This is a genomic window from Streptomyces sp. NPDC104096 (assembly GCF_055584385.1).
Genome location: NZ_JBVJMD010000005.1, coordinates 39,606 through 58,432, shown reverse-complemented (window position 1 = coordinate 58,432; position 18,827 = coordinate 39,606). Strand labels below are relative to the sequence as shown.

Below are 18,827 nucleotides of genomic sequence, written 5' to 3'. Positions count from 1 at the left end.
GCGTGTCGCGGGTGGGGCCGTCACATGATGGGGTCGGGCTCCCGGGCCAGGTCGGCCGCGCCGACCAGGCCGGCCTTGTTGCCGAGCTGGGCCGCGATCACATCGGCGACCGGACGCCAGTTGCCGCCGACCAGCCAGCGCTTGTACGACTTGCGGATCGGGTCGAGGACCAGCTCGCCCTCGTCCGAGAGGCCGCCGCCGACGATGAACGCCGAGGGGTCGAAGAGCGAGGCCAGGTCGGCGAGGCCGGCACCGGCCCAGCGGGCCAGCTCGCGGTAGGAGTCGACGGCGACCGGGTCGCCCTGCCGGGCGGCCATGGAGATGTGCTTGCCCTCGATGCCGTCGGGGGTGCCGTCACCCAGGGCGAGCAGCACCTCGGCGTGCTCGGGGGTGGCGTTGGCGCGCTGCTTGGCGTACCTGACGAGGGCGCGGCCGGAGGCGTACTGCTCCCAGCAGCCCTGCGAGCCGCAGCCGCACAGCAGACCGTCCGGCACCATCCGGATGTGGCCGAACTCGGCGGCCACGCCGAAGTGGCCGCGGCGCAGCTTGTTGCCGATGATGATGCCGCCGCCGAGGCCGGTGCCGAGGGTGATGCAGATGACGTTGCGGTGGCCCTTGCCGGCGCCGAACTTGTACTCGCCCCAGGCCGCCGCGTTGGCGTCGTTCTCGACCACCACGGGGAGGCCCACGCGGGCCTCGACCTCGTCCTTCAGCGGTTCCTGACGCCAGTCGATGTTGGGCGCGAAGTACACGGTGGAACGCTGCCGGTTGACGTAACCGGCCGCCCCGATACCCACGCCGACGATGTCGTGCCCGGCACGCGCGCCCTCCACCGCCGAGGCGATGGCGTCCACGATGGCCTCGGACGTGGTGGGGGTCGGCACCTTGAAGGTCGAGAGGATGTTGCCTTCCTCGTCGACCACGCCGGCCGCGATCTTCGTGCCGCCGATGTCGACGCCGATGGTGAGTCCCATGAATCCCTCAGTTTCGGTCGAGCCCCGCTAAGGCCAACCGTACCCGAGGGGACCGTCAGTCCAAGTCGATGCGCTCACCCGGACCGGCGTCGTCACCCCGGTCGCGGCGCTCGCCGTCGTCCTTCGGGCCGCCGCGGAGGTCGTCGGCGCGGGCCGTCCAGCGAGTTTCCTGGCCCTGGACGGCGGAGCGGTAGGCGGCGAGCAGTTCCTCCCCGGCCGCGGCGAGATGGTCGAAGACGTCCGGATTGCGCTCCAGTACGGGCTCCACGGCGGCCTTCGCCTGCTGCACGACCTGGCGCACCACCTGCTGCGCCGCCGGTCCGGCGACCGCCCCGAGCAGCGGTGACCGCACGGTGGACAGCTTGTCGGCGACGGCGTCGACGAGCTTGCGCAGCTCCTCGGCGGCGGAGCCGGGAGGCCGGCCGGAGTCGGTGCGGCGGCGGGCCCGCTCGGCTTCGAGGTCCTCGGCACAGGCCTTGGCCCAGGCGTCGTCGTCGGTCGCCCGGGGCCCCGGGTTCTCGGCTTCGCTCATGACGGACTCCTGACTACGGTTCGCCTCTACGACGTTACCCGAACGGCGGTACGTGGCTCACCTGGCCCGCGGCCACAGATCGGGGTCGGGGGCGAACCGGACGCGCAGCTCGCCGTCGCGCAGGGCGGCGCCGTCGACGGTGCAGCGGCGCAGCGCCGAGGGCAGGGCGACGATCCGGCGGAACTGCCCGGCGGTGACGACGAGTTCGTCGCCGCGCCGGACGAGGTCGAGGGACTCGCGTATCGCGCCGGGCAGCGGGATGTGCCAGACCAGCACCCCGTCCTCGGCGAGCCGGTCGGTGACCGGCCACTCGACCGGGGCGGGTGCCGTATTGACGTCGGGCGCGGCGAGGCCTTCGAGGTCGTCGGCGCCCTGGGGGTCGCGGCCCAGATGGGTGACGGGGTGGACGGTGTACGACTCCCGCCAGTCGGCGAGCGCCTTGCGCTGCTGGGCGGCCAGGCCGGCCGTCCAGGGGTCCTCGACGGTGTCGGGCAGGACCCGGTTGGCGACGAGGCACTCGACGGGCAGGCCGCGCAGGGCGAGGCCCAGTGCGGCGCCGCGCACGGCGTCCGCGCCGGCCGGTCCCGGCTCGGCGACCAGGCGTACGGCGGTGCCCCGGTCGGCGAGGACCGCCTCCACCGCGGCGAGTTCCACGTCCCACCGGGCGGTGGTCTCGTAGAGCGCGTCGGTGGGCATCGGGACGCCGGCGAGCCGGCCGAGGACCGGGCGCAGGGCGCGGGCGGCCTGCCGCTCCGGCGGGAGCAGCCGGCGCAGGTAGCGGCGCAGCTCCTCGGGCAGGGCGAGCAGGGCGAGCGCCTGCGGGACGGGGGGCAGGTCGACCACGAGCAGGTCGTGCGCGTCCGAGAGCGCGGCGTCGCGCAGCGCGCGCAGCAGGCCGAGCTCCTCGGCGCCGGGCAGCGGGGTGAGCTCCTCGGGTTCCAGCCGGGAGGCGCCGAGCAGGTCCAGGAGGGAGGAGGCGCGGTCCTGGAAGGAGACGAGGTCCTCGTGGAAGCGGGTGACCGCGTCGGGGCGCCAGGCGGTGAGGCGGGGGGCGACCTGCTTCGGGGCCGTGCCGGTCGCCGTGCCCAGGGCGGCGCCGAGGGTGTCGGTGCGGTCGGCACCCAGCAGCAGGGTCCGGGTGCCGGCGCGCGCGGCGCGCAGGGCGGTGGCGGCGGCGACGGTCGTCCGACCGCTGCCGCCCGGACCCGTGATCAGGATGGTGCGCATGGGGGTGAACGCTACCGCCGCGCGCCGCCCGTCCCGTCTCCCGCTACTTCTCGCCCGACTCGACGCGCTTCTTCAGCCCCGCCAGCGCCCGGTCGATGATGACCTTCTCCGCCTTGCGCTTGATCATGCCGAGCATCGGGATCTTGACGTCGACGGTGAGCAGGTAGGTCACCTCGGTCGCGCCGCCGACGGCCGGCTTCAGGACGTAGGAGCCGTCGAGGGAGCGCAGCATCTGCGACTTGACCAGGGTCCAGGAGACCTCGTGGGCGCCGGTCCAGGTGTACGCCAGGGTCTGGTCGTCCTTGATCGCTCCGGCGTCCATGACGAGTCGGACCTGCTCGGCGCGGCCCTGGTCGTCGGTCTTGAGGACCTCCGCCTCCTTCACCTCGCCGGTCCAGTCCGGGTACCGGGCGAAGTCGGCGATCACCCCCATCACGTCGGCCGGTGCCGCCTCGATCGTGATGCTCGAACTGGTGTGTTCCGCCATCGCCGTGGCTCCTCCAGATGCGGGCCGGTAAGGGCGTCGTGCCGCGCCCTGCTGCGCAAGTGTGTGCAGCGTGAAGGCTACCGCGCACGGACGGGGCCGCCGTCACCCCACCTGCGACCGCTCACCACTCCAGGGCCCAGGGCCGTCCGGACCCGGCGAAGTGCCCGACGTTCACGCACTCCGTCGCCCCGATCCGCATCCGGCGCACCAGCGGCTGGTGGACGTGCCCGAACAGCGCGTACCGGGGGCGCGTGCGCCGGATCGCGTCCAGCAGGGCGCGACTGCCGCGCTCGAAGCGGCGCGCGACCGTGTCGTAGACCAGCTCGGGCACCTCCGGCGGGATGTGGGTGCACAGCACGTCGACCTCGCCCACGGCCTCGATCTTCGCGGCGTACTCCTCGTCGCCGATCTCGTAGGGGGTCCGCATGGGGGTGCGCAGTCCGCCGCCCACGAAGCCGAAGACCCGGCCGCCGATCTCCACCCGCTCGCCGTCGAGGACCGTGGTGCCCGGTCCGGCGTACTCCCGCCACAGGGGCGGCAGGTCGACATTGCCGTAGGTCGCGTACGTCGGCGTGGGGAACGCGGCGAACATCTCGGCGTACTGCTTGCGCACCGCCGCCTCGATCACGGTCGCCCGGTCGGCGCCGACGCCCGCCCACAGCCGGGCCCCGAGCTCGCGCGCCTCCGTGAAGCGCCGGGCGGTGCGCAGCTCGACGAGCCGGTCGGCGTTCTCGACGCCGAACAGGTCGGGGAAGATCCCGCGCGAGTGGTCGGCGTAGTCCAGGAACAGCACCAGGTCGCCCAGGCAGATCAGCGCGTCGGCGCCGTCGCCGGCCCTGGCCAGGTCACGGGCGTTGCCGTGCACGTCGCTGACCACATGGACACGTGTCCTGCGGCTGCCGGCTGGTGTGGGTGCCATGACGATCAAGAGTAGGCGTGCGGGGCATACGTGAACAGTGGCGGTCGGACCTGCCCTTACTGGCTCGCCAGTTCATGCGTGGACTACTGTGCGTCAAGCAAAAGCAATCTGTGTGACGCAGCGAACATCTCGCCGGACCCCCCTGTCGAAGAAGGCATACCGGCGGGTAACGTCCGGGCAGTCCAGTCGTACTCAGAAATTCAACCAGCGGGTTCCGAGCTCGCGGGTGACCCCTGGGTACCTGCCCGAGCCGTGGACCGCACCGTCGCATCGCACAACGTCGTGGCGCCGGCGCCCTATGAGGAGCAGCAGTCTTGCGCGAGTTCAGCCTTCCGGCTTTGTACGAGGTCCCTGCGGACGGCAATCTCACCGACATCGTCCGGCGAAACGCCGCGCAGCACCCCGACGTCGCCGTCATCGCCCGCAAGGTGGGCGGTGCCTGGCAGGACGTGACGGCCACCGCCTTCCAGGCCGAGGTGCGCGCCGCGGCCAAGGGCCTGATCGCCTCCGGCGTCCGGCCGGGCGACCGGGTCGCCCTGATGTCCCGCACCCGCTACGAGTGGACGCTGCTGGACTTCGCGATCTGGAGCGCCGGCGCGGTCACCGTGCCGGTGTACGAGACCAGCTCGCCGGAGCAGGTGCAGTGGATCCTCTCCGACTCGGGCGCCACCGCCTGCGTGGTGGAGCTCCCCGCCCACGCGGAGGCGGTCGAGTCGGTGCGGGCGACGCTGCCCGCGCTGCAGCACGTCTGGCAGATCGAGGCCGGCGGCGTCGCCGAGCTGGAGCGGGCCGGGCGGGACCTCCCGGACTCGGCCGTCGAGGAGCGCAGCTCGATCGCCGGCGCCGACGACCCGGCCACCATCGTCTACACCTCCGGCACCACCGGCCGGCCCAAGGGCTGCGTGCTGACCCACCGCAGCTTCTTCGCCGAGTGCGGGAACATCGTGGAGCGGCTGCGCCCGCTGTTCCGCACGGGCGAGTGCTCGGTGCTGCTCTTCCTGCCGCTGGCGCACGTCTTCGGCCGGCTCGTGCAGATCGCGCCGATGATGGCGCCGATCAAGCTGGGCTGCGTCCCGGACATCAAGAACCTCACCGACGAGCTGGCCGCCTTCCGCCCGACGCTGATCCTCGGCGTCCCGCGGGTCTTCGAGAAGGTCTACAACTCGGCGCGCGCCAAGGCCCAGGCGGACGGCAAGGGCAAGATCTTCGACAAGGCCGCGGACACCGCCATCGCCTACAGCAAGGCGCAGGACACCCCGTCGGGCCCGTCGCTCGGCCTGCGGATCAAGCACAAGGCGTTCGACAAGCTCGTCTACAGCAAGCTGCGCGCGGTCCTCGGCGGCCGCGGCGAGTACGCGATCTCCGGCGGCGCCCCGCTGGGCGAGCGCCTCGGCCACTTCTTCCGCGGCATCGGCTTCACGGTCCTGGAGGGCTACGGCCTGACCGAGTCCTGTGCCGCCACCGCGTTCAACCCCTGGGACCGGCAGAAGATCGGCACGGTCGGCCAGCCGCTGCCCGGCTCGGTGGTGCGCATCGCCGACGACGGCGAGGTGCTGCTGCACGGCGAGCACCTGTTCAAGGGCTACTGGAACAACGAGGCCGCGACCGCGGAGGCGCTGGCCGACGGCTGGTTCCACACCGGCGACGTCGGCACCCTCGACGAGGACGGCTACCTCAGGATCACCGGCCGCAAGAAGGAGATCATCGTCACCGCGGGCGGCAAGAACGTCGCCCCGGCCGTGATCGAGGACCGCATCCGCGCGCACGCGCTGGTCGCGGAGTGCATGGTGGTGGGCGACGGACGGCCGTTCGTCGGTGCGCTGGTCACCCTCGACAACGAGTTCCTGGACCGCTGGGCGGCCGACCACGGCAAGCCGGCGGGTTCCACCGCGACGTCGCTGCGCGACGACCCGGATCTGCTCGCGGCGATCCAGACGGCGGTCGACGACGGCAACGCCGCGGTGTCGAAGGCGGAATCGGTGCGGAAGTTCCGCATTCTGTCCTCCCAGTTCTCGGAGGAGTCGGGCCACCTGACGCCGTCGCTGAAGCTCAAGCGCAACGTGGTGGCGAAGGACTACGCGGACGAGATCGAGGCCATCTACGCGAAGTAGTGAGGCCCTTGGCTCACACGTCCTCGGCGAGGACCCGTTCCATCGTCCGCTCGGCGAGCGCGGTGATGGTCACGAACGGGTTCACGCCGATGTTCCCGGGGACCAGTGAGCCGTCCGTGACGTACAGCCCCGGATACCCCTTCACCCGGCCGTAGTCGTCGGTGGCCCTGCCCAGCACGCAGCCGCCGAGCGGGTGGTAGCAGAAGTCGTCGGCGAACACCTTGCCGCCCGACCCGAACAGGTCGTACCGGTAGATCGTCGCGTTGGCCGCGTTGATCCGGTCGAACAGTTTCTTCGCCATGGCGACCGAGACCGCGCTCTGGGCCGCGGTCCAGCCGAGCTTCACCGCGTCGCTCGCCGAGTCGTAGGTGAAGGACGCCCGTTGCGGGTTCTTGGTGATCGCCAGGTACAGGCTCACCCAGGTCTCGAACCCGATGGGCAGCGGGGCGATCTCCGCGAAGACCGGGTTGTCGGTGTTGGCCCAGTCGTCGATGCCCATCACCGGCATGGTCGACTGGTTGGCGCCGGTGGTGTCCCAGATGTGGTTGGCGCGCCCGAGCATGGTGTTGCCGTTGGTGCTCCAGCCCGCGCCCACACTGGAGTCGAGCGCGGGCAGCGCGCCGGTGTCCCTGGCCCGGACGAGCAACTCCGTGGTCCCCAGACTGCCGCCGCCGAGGAAGAGACGGGCGCAGCCGTACTGCTTGCTCTCGACCACGGCCCCGGTCGTGTCGATCCGGTCCACGCCCAGCACGTACGACCCGTCGGCCGCCCGCGTGATCGCCCTGACCTTCTCCATGGTGTGGATGGTGAGGTTGCCGGTGCCGAGCGCGGCGGCGAGGTAGGTCTTGTCGAGGCTCCTCTTGCCCTGGTTGTTGCCGTAGATGACCTCCTGGGCGAGCGCGGACTTCGTGGCGGTGCCGGCGGCCTCCCGCTGCATGTACCCGAAGTCGTAGACGTTGGGCACGAAGGTGGTCCTGAGTCCGGCGTTGGCGGCGGCCTTCCTGGAGGTCCGGGTGAACCGGTACCACTCGGTCGACTCGAACCAGGCGGGGTCGACGGTGTTGACGCCGAGCATGGCGCGGGCGCGCGGGTAGTAGGTGCTGTACATCGCGCTCGCGTCCACGGTCGGGAACTGCTCGGCGAAGTACGACTGGAGGGGCGTGACCGCCATCCCCCCGTTGACCAGTGAACCGCCGCCGACTCCGCGCCCGACGTACACGGACATGTTGTCGTAGTGCACCCGGTCCAGGACGCCGGGATAGGCGGTGATGTCCTTGTTGACGAGGTCCAGCCAGAGGAAGGTGGCGAGCGGCGCCTCGGTCCGGGTCCTGAACCACATGGACCGCCTGTCCGGGGCGGCGGTGGAACAGAAGACCTTGCCGTCGGAGCCGGCCGTGTTCCAGAGCTGCCCCATCTCGATCATGAGGGTGCGTATCCCGGCCTGTCCGAGCCGGAGCGCGGCCACGGCGCCGCCGTACCCGGAACCGACCACGATGGCGGGCGCGTTGTCGACGGGGGCGGCCTCCTCGGCGGCCTGCGCCGAGCGGAGCCCGATCCGGGTGAGACCGGCCGCGGCGGCGGTCTGGAGGGCGATCAAGCCCAGGATGTGACGTCTCGTCAGCTGACGCTGCATCAGTTCTGCTGTCATGAGCGCAGCATCGGCGGATTATTTCCCTCCGCCTAGTGCTCCCACCCGAGGAGGCACCGCAGGTTCTCCGCCGCGGTGCGCGCAGGTTCTCCGCCGCGGTGCGCGCAGGTTCTCCGCCGCGGTGCAGCAGCTTCTCGGCTACAGCAGCGCGCGCAGCTTCTCCGCCAGCAGGTCCCAGCGCCACTTCTCCTCGACCCACCGCCGGCCCCGCTCGCCCATCCGGCGGCGCAGCTCCGCGTCCCCGAGGAGCGCCACGATCCGTTCGGCGGCCTCCTCGGCGACACCGCCGCGCACCACCCAGCCGGTCTCGCCGTCGAGCACGGCGTCGGGCGCCCCGCCGGAGTCGCCGGCCACCACGGGCAGCCCGGTCGCGGACGCCTCCAGGTAGACGATGCCGAGCCCCTCGACGTCGAGCCCGCCCCGACGGGTCCGGCACGGCATCGCGAAGACGTCCCCGGCGCCGAAGTGGGCGGGCAGTTCGCCCCAGGGCACGGCCCCGGTGAAACGCACCGAGGCGGCCACCCCGGTCTCGTGGGCGAGCCTGCGCAGGTCCTTCTCGTACGGGCCGCCCCCGACGACGAGCAGCACCGCTTCCGGCTCGGCCGCCAGGATCCGGGGCATGGCCAGGATCAGCGTGTCCTGTCCCTTGCGCGGCACCAGCCGGGACACGCACACCACGACCGGGCGGTCGGTGAGCCCGAGCCGGGCCCGTACCGCGTCGCCGCCCGATCCGGGGTGGAAGGTCTTCTCGTCGACGCCCGGCGGCAGCTGGACCATCCGCCCGGCCGCACGCGGGGTGAGCGCGGGCGCTATCCGGGAGCGGGTGTACTCGCCGAGGTAGGTGACGGTGTCCGTGGACTCCCCGATCCGGCGCAGCAGCTGCCGCGCGGCGGGCAGCTGGGCCCAGCCGGCCTCGTGACCGTGGGTGGTGGCCACCAGCCGCTCGGCTCCGGCCCTGCGCAGTGCCGGGGCCATCAGCCCGAGCGGCGCCGCCGCGCCGAACCACACCGAGGTGCAGCCGTGCTCGCGCAGCAGTCCGACCGCCCGCCGGGTCGCCCCCGGCGTCGGCAGCAGCATCGTCGTACGGTCCCGTACGACCGTGAAGGGCTGCTCGGCGTCGAAGGCGGCCGTCGCCTCGGCGCCCTCCCGGCCGTGCTTCCAGGTGGAGGCGTAGACGACCAGCCGTTCGGGGTCGAGCCGCAGCGCCATGTTGTGCAGGAACGCCTGGATGCCACCGGGGCGGGGCGGGAAGTCGTTCGTCACGATGAGGGTCTTGTCCATCGCCGCCGACCTTACCCAACAGGTCCGGGCGGCCGGTCGCGGCCGTGCTTCATGGCCCTCGCACAGCACGGCGGGTCATCATGTGGCTGTCGGCACGGCGCACGCACGGGACAGGGGATCGGGTGGACACTGACGCGGGTCGGTCCCCGGTGTGGCTACCGGTCGCCTGGGCGGTGACCAGGCTGCCGCTGCTGCTGTTCGTGCTCAAGGTGTTCGTCTTCCCCGGACCGGACGTCACCAGCGACGTGTCCGTGATCTACCAGGGCTGGTACGAGGTGCTGCGGCACGGCACGTTCCCGCTCCACGACGTCACCTGGCAGTACCCGCCCGCCGCCGCGCTGGCGGTCCTCTCCCCCGGGCTGCTGCCGTTCCTGCCCTACCCGACCGCCTTCTTCGTCCTCGCCGTCCTGGCCGACCTGCTGGTCCTGCTGCTGCTGCGGTACGCCGGGCCGCGCACCGGCCGCTCGCCGCTCGGCGCCTGGGCGTGGGTGGCGGGCGCTGCGCTGCTCGGGCCGACGCTGTACGCCCGTTACGACGTGATGGTGACCGCGGTGGCGGTGGCCTCGCTGCTCGCGGGGACCCGGCATCCCCGGGTGATGGGCGCGCTGGCGGGCTTCGGGGCGCTGGTGAAGGTGTGGCCGGCGCTGCTGCTGGTCGGTGCCGTGCGGTGCCGGGCGTGGGTGGCGGCGGCGGTGACGGCGGCCGGGGTGGCGCTGGTGGCCGCCCTGGCCATGCCCGGGGCGTTCGCGTTCCTGACCTTCCAGCGCGACCGCGGGACCGAGGTGGAGTCGCTGGGCTCGCTGGTCTTCCATGTGGCCCGGCACTTCGGCTGGAGCGGCCGGGTGCTGCTGAACTACGGCTCGGTGGAATTCCTCGGCCCGTACGTGGACGTCGTCAGCACCGCGGCGCTGGCCCTGACCGGGGCGGCCTTCGGCTGGCTGCTGCTGTGGCGCCTGATGGCCACCCGCTTCCGGCCGCACACGCTCCCCGACGCGGCGCTGGTGGCGGTGCTGCTGTTCGTGGTCACCAGCCGGGTGATCAGCCCGCAGTACCTGGTGTGGCTGGTCGGCGTCGCGGCGGTCTGCCTGTGCCACCGCGACACCAGGATGCGGCCGCCGGCCGCCCTGGTCCTGGCGGCGACGCCCGTGACGGTGCTGGAGTTCCCCCTCTGGTTCGACCACGTCGTGTCGAGCGACCGGCTGGGCGTCACCCTGCTGTTCGTGCGCAACGGGCTGCTGGCGGCCGCGACGGTCGTCGCGGCCGTGCGGCTGTGGCGCTCGACGGTGCCCCGCGGGGGCGGGGCGTCCTTCCCGGCTCAGGCGGCCCGCGCCAACGGGACCCCGGTCTCCTCCTGACGGCGGGCCGCGCGGGCGGCCGTCACCGCCAGCGCCGCGCACTGCACGGCCATGGACAGCGCCAGCGCCAGGCAGATGCCGGGCAGTCCGAGGCCTGACAGGGCGAGCGCGAGCGGCAGTTGGACCGCCGTGCCGAGCACGGTCACCCGCAGCAGGGCCGGTGCTCCCCCGCTGCCCTCGAAGACCCCGCCGAGCGCGATGAAGCAGCCCATCAGCAGCAGATAGGGCCCCACGCGGCGCAGGAACAGCACACCGGCACGGGCGACCTCGGGCCCGGCGCCGAAGGCGGCCATGACCCAGGGGGCGGCCAGGCCCAGCAGGACGGCCGCGGCCAGGGCCACCGCCCCGGAGACCAGCACGGCCTGCCGGCCGATGGCCCGCCGGGCGTCCCGGCCCGCGCCGCGGGTGTGCGCGGTGTGGATCGAGGCGGCCTGGCGTACCGCGTAGAAGGCCATGGTCGCTACGTACATGACCTTGTAGGCGATCGCGTACGCGGCCACGGCGGTCACGCCGAGCCGGGCCACGATCGCGACCAGCACCAGCGCACCCCCTTGGCGCACGGTGAAGTCCGCCGACATCGGCAGTCCGGTGGCCAGGGTGCGGCGCAGCGCGGCGGCGGTCGGCTCCGCGGGACGCACCCGTGCCGCGCTCCGCAGCAGCGCGTCGCGGCGCAGCGCCCGCACTCCCGCCGCGAGGGCCGCGGCCCGGCACAGCACGGTGCAGGCGGCGGCGCCCCGGACCCCGTAGAGGTGGATGAGCAGCGGGTCGCAGAGCAGGATCAGGCCGTTGGCGAGCAGGGCCAGGCGCATCGGGGTCCTGGTGTCGCCGGCGCCCTTGAGGATGCCGTCGACGAGGTTCTGGGCGAAGAAGACGGCCATGCCCGGCAGCGAGATGGCGAAGTAGGCCACGGCGAGCGGCGCCGCGGCGCTGTCGGCGCCCCCCAGGACCAGCCGGGCCAGCGGTTCACGCAGCAGGAAACAGCAGGTCAGGACGGTGGGCGTGACCAACGCGCACAGGGCCCAGCCACCGCGTACGGCGGCCCGCAGCGCGGCCGGGTCGCGGGCTCCCCTGGCGTGCGCGACCAGCACGGTCGTACCGGAGCCGAAGACCAGCGCCACGCCGAGGAGCACGTTCTCGGTGTTGGTGGCCACGGCGACGGCGGCCACGGCCGGGCCGCCGAGCCGGGAGACCCAGACGGTGTTGATGATCCCGGCGGCGACGGAGGCCAGCAGGGAGAGGTAGACGGGCCGGGCGAGCCGGACGAGCTGTCCGCGGTGTTCGTTCACGACGTGCTTCCCCCTGATGTCGAGTCACCTGCCGGTACCTCTTATCGAGTTACCTCGAAACGAGGTAACTCGATAAGAGGTACCATGACGGTCCGGTGCCCGCAAGACGGGACCCGCACGACGGGACCGGCGGAACGGGACCCGCACGACGAGACCGGAGAAGGGACCGCACCTGATGCTGGAGCTGTCGATCCTCGGATTCCTGGCCGAGGAGCCCCTGCACGGCTATGAGCTGAAGGAGCGCATCACCGCCCTCAGCGGCCACGTCCGCCCGGTCAGCGACGGCGCGCTCTACCCCGCGATCACCCGCCTGGTGAGCGCGGGCAAGCTCGACCAGCACACGGCCGAGGGCACGGGCGCGGCCCCGCGCCGGATGCTGTCCCTCACCGAGCACGGCCGCGAGGACCTGCTGGAGCGGCTGCGGCACCCCCGGCAGGCGGAGATCACCGACCAGGTGCGCTTCAACACGGTCCTGGCGTTCCTGCGGCACCTGCCCGACCCCGCGGAACAGGCCGCGGTGCTGCGCAGGCGGCTGGACTTCCTGAACACGCCCGCGAGCTTCTTCTACCGCGACGGGCAGCCGGTGCGGGCGGAACAGACGGACGACCTGTTCCGGCAGGGCATCCTGCGGGTGGCGCGGGCCACGGGCGAGGCGGAGCGCGGGTGGCTCGCCGAGGCCGTCGCCCACCTCGACGGGCTCAGCCCAGACGCGTCCGCAGAGCCTCCCGCCACAGCTCGGTGAACCGCTGCGGGGTCGTCCCGAGCACCTTCGCCATCGCGTCCTCGACCGCTCCCGCCCGCTGCCGGTGCGCGCCCACGGCCCGGTAGAACGCGCCGAGCCGGGCCTCGCCCCAGCGGTCGGCGATCATCCGGCAGGCCAGCCAGCCGCCCTCGTACGCCCGCGCCAGCGCGTCCGCGTCCCCGGTGAAGCCGAAGTCCTTGTCGGTGGGCAGCGCCGTCGGGACCTGTCCGTCGGCCACCGCGCGGGCCAGCTCCGGCGCGATCCGGGCCGCGCTGCGCCCGGTGCCGCGGTAGCCGACCCAGTCGGCGTACCCCTCGGACAGCCACAGCGGGGTGGCGGCGCCGGTGTGGGCCCGGGTGGCGACATGGGTGGTCTCGTGGGTGAGCACCACCTGCCGGCCCAGCGAGCCCAGCATCCCGTACGCCTCGGGGTTGACGATGATGCGGTCCGCGGGCGCCCGGCCCGACCCGCCGGTCTCGCCCGTGGTGACCGCCGCGATCCCGCGGTAGGACGAGGCGGGCGAGGCGAGCAGCCCCGCCATGCCCTCCAGCGACTTCGGTACGAGCACCACGACGTGCCCGCTCCAGTCGGCGCCCCACGCCCGCGACGCGGCCGGCACCGCGCGGTCGGCGAGCCCGGCGAAGGAGCGCAGCGTGCCCTCGGACTGCCCGGCGCCCAGCACCAGGCTGTGGGCGCCGCGCACCACGCTCACCGCGCCCTGGTCCCACAGCTGCTGCGCGGTCCGCTGCGCGGGACGGTCCGAGGTCACCCGCCACCGCCCCCGGGCGTCGCGGGCCAGCCCGACGACGCGGGAGGTGGTGACCGGCGCCGCGTCGTACCCGCGGACGCGATAGCCGAGCCGGGCGTCCACGACGGCCGTGTTCCCGCTGCGGCGCACGGCGGTGACCCGGTAGGACCAGGCCGCCAGCGGCACCGCCCGCACGGCGGCGAATCCGGCCCGGGTGCCGGTGGCGCGGTAGGCGGACTCGTCGTGGTGCAGGACCGCGGCCGCCCGCGCGTCCAGCAGCCGCTGCGCGTCGGCACGCACGCCGTCGGCCGCGGGTCGCCCGCCGCACCCCGTCAGGGAGACGAGCAGCAGACACAGCCCCGCGGCCGCGGATCCCATCGCCCGCCTTCGACCAGCCATTCCACCGATCGTACGGGGCTCCGGGGACGTCAGACCCGGGTGACCGACGAGACCGGCATCATGCCCACCGGGTCGTAGCGCACCGGGGCGCCCGGATAGGGGGCGTGGATCACCTGGCCGTTGCCCACGTACATCCCGACGTGGCTGGCGTCGGACCGGTAGACGACCAGGTCCCCGGGCCGGGCCTGGGAGAGCGGGATCTGCCGCCCGGCGAACCGCTGGGCCTGCGAGGTGCGCGGGAGCTGCACCCCCGCCCGCGCGTACGCCCACTGCATCAGGCCCGAGCAGTCGAAGCCGCCGGGTCCGTTGGCGCCCCAGACATAGGGGCGGCCCAGCGCGGAGCGGGCGGCGGCAACGGCGAACGCCGCGCGGCCGGTGGCCGGCTCGGCCCGGCCGGGGCCGGCCGGGTCCGCCCGGTCAAAGTGGGAGGCCCGGCCGAAGGCCAGACGCTCCTGGAGGGGCAGGGAGTTGAGAAGCCGCCGCGCCCGGGCGAGCTTCTTCTCGACGGTCCGCTTGTGCGTGGCCACCGCCCGGCGGCTGTCTTCCAGCTCGCCCAGCTTCGAGGTCGCGTCCGCGCGCTCCTGGGCGAGCTCGCGCAGGGCCGAGCGCAGTTCGGTCAGCTCGCCGGCCTGACGGGTGGTGATGCGGTCCAGTACGGAGGCCCGGTCGAGGTAGTCGTCCGGGTCGTCGGAGAGCAGCAGGGCCAGGGACGGGTCGAGACCGCCGGAACGGTACTGCGCCCCGGCCAGCGAACCGAGCGTCCGGCGCAGGGAGTTGACCCGGTCCTGCTGCCGGGCGATCCGGTCCCGGGCGTGGCCCACCTGGGTGCGCAGGTGGTCGGCGCGCTCGTCGGCCCTGTCGAAGGCCTCGGTCGCCCGCTCGGCCTCCTCGTAGAGGCGGTCCACCTCGGCCCGGGTGCCGTCGCGCGGTGCGGCCGTCGCCGGTACGGCGCCGATGGCCGCCGTGGCGGCCGTGGCGGCCGACAGGACACTGAGGGCTGCGCAGGCACCCCGGTCGAACCCGGACGGTGCAAGGCGACGATGGGACCCCACGGGAAACCGCACTCCTTCCGCTGGCGGACGAGGACCGCTCCCCCGACCCGGGGGGCGGACGTGCCACGGCGGTGTGGGGAAACGCGCCAGACAGTAACCCCGTCGCGGGGCGGCGGCCAAAGACGTCGGCGGGCACACAACGTGACGCCCCGCCGCTGACGCAGGTCACCGGCGGGGCGTGGGTTCACTTGGCGGTGTCGCAATTCGCCCGATCGGGCGGTCCCGGTCGGCACCGCGCCGACCGCCCCCGAAGGGGCTCGGGGCTTCGGGTCAGATGCGGACGCCGAACTGGAAGGGCATGTTGCCTATCGACTCGTAGCGCACGACGGTGCCGGTGCGGGGGGCGTGCAGCACCTGGCCGTTGCCCGCGTACAGACCGACGTGGTGCTGGTCGCCGTAGAAGATGACGAGGTCGCCGACCTGGAGGTCGCTCTGCGAGTAGATGCGCGTTCCGGCGTTGGCCTGGGCCTGCGAGGTGCGCGGGATGGAGACGCCGGCCTGGGCGTAGGCCCAGGAGGTCAGGCCCGAGCAGTCGAAGGAGGACGGGCCGGTGGCGCCGTAGACGTAGGGCGAGCCGATCCTGCTCTGCGCGGCGGAGAACGCGGCGGCGGCGCGGCCGGTGGCGCTGGTGCCGTTGCCCAGGTCCACGCGGCTGCTGGCGGAGCGGCTGGCGCGGGCGTCGGCCGCGGCGAGGGCCGCCTTCTCCTTGGCCGTCAGCGTGTTGAGGAGCTTCTGCGCCTCGGCCAGCTTGGCCTGGACTTCCTTCTTCTTCTTGCCCAGCTCCGTACGGGTGGAGGCCAGGTCCTTGAGCTTGTCGGAGGCCTCGGCGCGCTCCTGGGCGAGCTCGCGCTGCTTGTCCTGGATCTTCTTCAGCGCCTCGACCTGCTGGCCGCTCAACTGGTCGAGCGTGGACGCCTTGTCGAGGTAGTCGTCCGGGTCGGCCGAGAGGAAGAGCTGGAGCGAGGAGTCGATGGACCCGGTGCGGTACTGGGCCGCGGCCGCCAGGCCCATGCTGTCGCGCAGTTCGTTCAGGTCGGCCTGGCCGCGCGCGACGTTGTCCTGGATGGTGGAGATCTCCTTCTGGAGCTTCTCCTGCTTCTCCTTGGCCCCGTTGTACTTCTCGGTGGCCTGCTCCGCCTCGTCGTAGAGCTTGTCGACCTTGGACTTGACCTCGTCCTTGGTCGGCTTCTCGCTCGGCGCGGCGTTGGCGCCCTGGGCGCTCAGCACCACGGCGGCTGCGGCTGCGGTGGTCAGCACGGTCACGCGTGCACGACTCGGCTGCTTCGGTCGACGGTGGGACGCCACGGAGACGAGCTCCTTCTTCTGGGTGAGAAGCCGTACGGAGATTCGAAGCCTGACCTTAGTGATGTTCTTGTGATCAGTTCAAATCCTCCGGCGAAAAATCCCGGTTACGCACCGCATTCTTTGCCGGCAACTCACGTGCAGTGATGCCCGACTGACGCTACGTTGCGTGACGACTCCGTCAATTCGGGCATTACTTCCGGAACTTGACGTTCAGGACAGGCGCTTGAGAAGGACCGCCGAAGCCACCGGCCGCGCCCCCGCCCGGGCCACCCCGTCGGCCACCTCGCGGTCGGTCGAGGCGACGATGACCGGCCGGCCCGGAGGCTCGGCCCGCACCAGCTGACGGATCAGCTCGTCGGCGGTGACACCCGGCTTGGAGAACAGCACTCGCACCCCGCGGGGCGGCGCGAGCAGCACCGGCGCGACCAGTTCGGCGCCGTCGAAGACACAGGTGACCTCGGCGCCGGTCTGCGCGGCGAGCTGCGAGAGCTGCCCGAGCAGCCGCAGCCGCTGCTTCTCCAGCGGCATCTGGGGATAGCCGGTCTTGGTGACGTTGTAGCCGTCGACGACCAGGTGCGCCTGCGGCAGCGCGAGCAACTGGTCGAGGATCGCCGGGTCGTTCTCGGACAGCGCGCGGTTGGCGATGTCCTTCGGGGTCATCCGGCCGGGCTCGACCGCGTCCACGGTCTCCGCGGGCCGCACCGACACCGGCGGCAGCGCCAGCTCCCGGCGCAGCCCCTGGGCCGCGTCGAGCACGGTGTCCAGCAGCAGCCGCACCCGCATGTCCTCGACGCTGCGCCCCTCGCGGGCCGCCTTGCGGGTGGCCTCCAGGGCCGCCTCCGCCTCGCCCAGGCGCGCCTTCAGCCGCCGGGACTCGCTCTCGGCGGCGGACACCTGCGCCTGCGCCTCGGCCCGCGCGGTCTCGGTCTCGCCGTGCACCTTGCGCAGCGCCGCCTCGCCGCGCTTGACGTCGCTGAGGGCCGAACGCAGCTTGCGGTGCAGCGACTCCGCCTCCCGCTTCGAGGCGTCCAGCTCGGCCCGCAGCCGCTCGGTCTCGGTCCGGCCCTGCTCACGGGCCCGGTCGAGCTCCTCGCGCAGCCGTTCCAGCTCGGCCCGGCTCTCCTCGTCGGCCCGCTCGGCGTCCGCGCGCAGCGCCTCCTCGCCGGCCGCGGCCACCAGCTTCACCCAGCCGGCCGGCCGCAGCACATAGGCCGCCGCGGCCACGTCCAAGGGGTCCGCGGCCGGGGGCGGCGAACCGGACTCGAGGGCACCGGCCAGTTCGGGCTGCGCCTCCCTGAGCTTCTCGCCGATGCGCTGCCGGAAGAGCGCGTCGGTCTCCAGCGCCGCGGCCATGGCGTTGCCCGCGAACTTGGCCCGACGATTCGGGGCGAACCGGGCGTACTGCCGCAACTGAGCGGGCAGTTCGGCCAGGACCAGCCCGCCGAAGCCGTCCGAGACGATCTGCACGACCCGGCGCCGCACCCCGTCGGGCAGCGGACGGTCGAGCACCTCGGCGGCGCCGTCGCCCGGCCCCCCGCCTGCGGTCTCCACCATCCGTCACACCCCAATATCCGTGCGGGGCCGCTCCCGTCAGGAGCCGGCGCCCGGCCTGTCCACGAGTTCCACCTGGTCGACGGCGTTGCACCAGCGGCAACGCACCGACTCGATCGTCTCACTGACCACCTCGCGCTCCTCCACGCTGGGCTGACCGGCGAGGTCGAGATGGACGTACTCCACCACCTTCGACGAACGGGTCACGTCGAAACGCGTGAGGTTGCCGCAGAGGGTGCAGCGCCACCGCGTCGAGGCGGTCGGCAGGGGAACCGTCATCAGGGCTGTTCGCCTTCCTTCTGTCCATTGTCCGTGATGCACCGGGCTCTCCCCGGAACATGTGGCTCGTAACCCTACGGCCTGGCGGGTACTCGCCGCCCACCCATCCACGGCGGCGAGGCGGTCTGTGCCGATGCGTCCCCGTACGTCATGCTCTGTGTTCATGATCAGCGACTGGAACGGAACCACGGGCGGCACGATCCGGAAGCCGTCGGCGCCCGTGACGTACGGGCTGATCGCCCTGTGCTGTCTGGTCTTCCTGATCGGCCCGGCCTCCGGCTTCAATCCCGGGTACGGCACCGGCGCCGCGCTGTCGGCCGCCCAGCGGGCCTACTTCCGCCACTGGGGCGTGGTCCCCGCCGAACTGTTCCGGGACGCCACGGGGCAGGTCCTGACCCCGGCCAGCGCCCTGTTCGTCCACGGCAGCTGGGTCCACCTCCTCGGCAACATGCTCTTCCTCTACGTCTTCGGGGCGATGACCGAGGAACGGATGGGCCGAGTGGAGTTCACCCTCTTCTACGTCGGCTGCGGCTACCTGGCGCTGCTCGGCTACGCGGCCGCCAACGCCGGCTCCGAACAGTCGCTGGTCGGCGCCTCCGGGGCGATCTCCGCGGTCCTCGGCGCGTTCCTGTACCTGTTCCCCCGGGCGCGGGTGACCAGCCTCCTGCCGTTCCTGTTCTTCCTGCCGCTGCGCTTCCCGGCATGGGTCGTGCTGCCCTTCTGGGCGGCCCTGCAGTGGGTGGCGGCGGGCCGGGCCACCCAGGGCCCCGGCGTGGCCTACCTCGCCCACCTGGTGGGCTTCGGCGCGGGCTTCGCATACGCGTGGCTGCGGTTCGGCCGCAGCCGCGGCCCGGCCCGGCAGGTCAGGCCCGCCACGGGCGACGGCGGCTGACCGGCCCGACCGGCCGCCGCGGCCTTGGTGGGTCCGGGA

General features: G+C 73.0%; 17 protein-coding genes. 4 read left to right on the top strand and 13 right to left on the bottom strand.

From position 1 onward, the window contains the following. Positions 1 to 20: 20 nt before the first annotated feature. From ACZ60B_RS07840 to ACZ60B_RS07820, 5 genes are all read right to left on the bottom strand, one after another. Positions 21 to 974: an ROK family glucokinase gene (locus tag ACZ60B_RS07840; RefSeq protein WP_152886501.1), complete on the bottom strand. Its 954-nt coding sequence runs from the start codon at positions 972 to 974 to the stop codon at positions 21 to 23. Positions 975 to 1,029: 55 nt separating this feature from the next. Then, a complete protein-coding gene (locus ACZ60B_RS07835) occupies positions 1,030 to 1,506 on the bottom strand; it encodes a DUF5304 domain-containing protein (protein WP_469385143.1) in 477 nt (158 codons plus the stop codon). Positions 1,507 to 1,563: 57 nt separating this feature from the next. Continuing rightward, positions 1,564 to 2,733 carry an ArsA family ATPase gene (locus ACZ60B_RS07830; protein WP_469385142.1) on the bottom strand — a complete coding sequence of 390 codons (1,170 nt, stop codon included), beginning with the start codon at positions 2,731 to 2,733 and terminating at the stop codon, positions 1,564 to 1,566. Positions 2,734 to 2,776: 43 nt separating this feature from the next. Then, positions 2,777 to 3,220, bottom strand: coding sequence for an SRPBCC family protein (locus ACZ60B_RS07825; RefSeq protein WP_469385141.1), 444 nt, complete (start codon positions 3,218 to 3,220; stop codon positions 2,777 to 2,779). Positions 3,221 to 3,341: 121 nt separating this feature from the next. Further along, a complete protein-coding gene (locus tag ACZ60B_RS07820; RefSeq protein WP_469385140.1) occupies positions 3,342 to 4,139 on the bottom strand; it encodes a metallophosphoesterase family protein in 798 nt (265 codons plus the stop codon). 314 nt (positions 4,140 to 4,453) lie between these two features. On the opposite strand from ACZ60B_RS07820, the gene ACZ60B_RS07815 reads away from it, so the two are divergent. Beyond that, on the top strand, positions 4,454 to 6,250 hold the full coding sequence (locus ACZ60B_RS07815; RefSeq protein WP_469385139.1) for an AMP-dependent synthetase/ligase: 1,797 nt from the start codon (positions 4,454 to 4,456) through the stop codon (positions 6,248 to 6,250). A 13-nt stretch (positions 6,251 to 6,263) separates the two neighbouring features. Here the strand turns inward: ACZ60B_RS07815 and ACZ60B_RS07810 are convergent, their stop codons facing one another. Continuing rightward, positions 6,264 to 7,883, bottom strand: a complete 1,620-nt coding sequence (locus ACZ60B_RS07810; protein WP_469385324.1) for a GMC oxidoreductase — start codon at positions 7,881 to 7,883, stop codon at positions 6,264 to 6,266. A 153-nt stretch (positions 7,884 to 8,036) separates the two neighbouring features. Further along, a complete protein-coding gene (locus ACZ60B_RS07805) occupies positions 8,037 to 9,179 on the bottom strand; it encodes a glycosyltransferase family 4 protein (RefSeq protein WP_469385138.1) in 1,143 nt (380 codons plus the stop codon). An 80-nt stretch (positions 9,180 to 9,259) separates the two neighbouring features. Between ACZ60B_RS07805 and ACZ60B_RS07800 the strand changes: the two genes are divergently transcribed. Beyond that, positions 9,260 to 10,534: a glycosyltransferase 87 family protein gene (locus tag ACZ60B_RS07800; RefSeq protein ID WP_469385137.1), complete on the top strand. Its 1,275-nt coding sequence runs from the start codon at positions 9,260 to 9,262 to the stop codon at positions 10,532 to 10,534. Here ACZ60B_RS07800 and ACZ60B_RS07795 read toward each other — a convergent pair. Further along, complete coding sequence (locus ACZ60B_RS07795; RefSeq protein WP_469385136.1) at positions 10,495 to 11,820, bottom strand: MATE family efflux transporter; 1,326 nt, start codon at positions 11,818 to 11,820, stop codon at positions 10,495 to 10,497. The genes ACZ60B_RS07800 and ACZ60B_RS07795 overlap by 40 nt on opposite strands. A gap of 175 nt (positions 11,821 to 11,995) precedes the next feature. Between ACZ60B_RS07795 and ACZ60B_RS07790 the strand changes: the two genes are divergently transcribed. After that, positions 11,996 to 12,562: a PadR family transcriptional regulator gene (locus tag ACZ60B_RS07790; protein ID WP_469385135.1), complete on the top strand. Its 567-nt coding sequence runs from the start codon at positions 11,996 to 11,998 to the stop codon at positions 12,560 to 12,562. Here ACZ60B_RS07790 and ACZ60B_RS07785 read toward each other — a convergent pair. The 5 genes from ACZ60B_RS07785 to ACZ60B_RS07765 all read right to left on the bottom strand — a co-directional run bounded on the left by ACZ60B_RS07785 (position 12,519) and on the right by ACZ60B_RS07765 (position 17,896). Continuing rightward, on the bottom strand, positions 12,519 to 13,709 hold the full coding sequence (locus ACZ60B_RS07785; protein ID WP_469385134.1) for a hypothetical protein: 1,191 nt from the start codon (positions 13,707 to 13,709) through the stop codon (positions 12,519 to 12,521). The two genes, ACZ60B_RS07790 and ACZ60B_RS07785, sit on opposite strands and share 44 nt — an antisense overlap. Before the next feature lie 29 nt (positions 13,710 to 13,738). Then, positions 13,739 to 14,761 (bottom strand): C40 family peptidase, encoded by a 1,023-nt coding sequence (locus ACZ60B_RS07780; protein WP_469385133.1) that lies wholly within the window; start codon positions 14,759 to 14,761, stop codon positions 13,739 to 13,741. 270 nt (positions 14,762 to 15,031) lie between these two features. Next, positions 15,032 to 16,066 (bottom strand): C40 family peptidase, encoded by a 1,035-nt coding sequence (locus ACZ60B_RS07775; RefSeq protein WP_469385132.1) that lies wholly within the window; start codon positions 16,064 to 16,066, stop codon positions 15,032 to 15,034. A gap of 210 nt (positions 16,067 to 16,276) precedes the next feature. Next, positions 16,277 to 17,620 (bottom strand): NYN domain-containing protein, encoded by a 1,344-nt coding sequence (locus ACZ60B_RS07770; RefSeq protein WP_469385131.1) that lies wholly within the window; start codon positions 17,618 to 17,620, stop codon positions 16,277 to 16,279. 36 nt (positions 17,621 to 17,656) lie between these two features. Beyond that, the gene (locus ACZ60B_RS07765; protein ID WP_351600017.1) at positions 17,657 to 17,896 is read right to left on the bottom strand and encodes a hypothetical protein; all 240 of its coding nucleotides are present in this window, start codon (positions 17,894 to 17,896) and stop codon (positions 17,657 to 17,659) included. A gap of 163 nt (positions 17,897 to 18,059) precedes the next feature. Here ACZ60B_RS07765 and ACZ60B_RS07760 point away from each other — a divergent pair, with 163 nt between their 5' ends. After that, positions 18,060 to 18,788, top strand: a complete 729-nt coding sequence (locus tag ACZ60B_RS07760; protein WP_469385130.1) for a rhomboid family intramembrane serine protease — start codon at positions 18,060 to 18,062, stop codon at positions 18,786 to 18,788. Positions 18,789 to 18,827 lie beyond the last annotated feature (39 nt).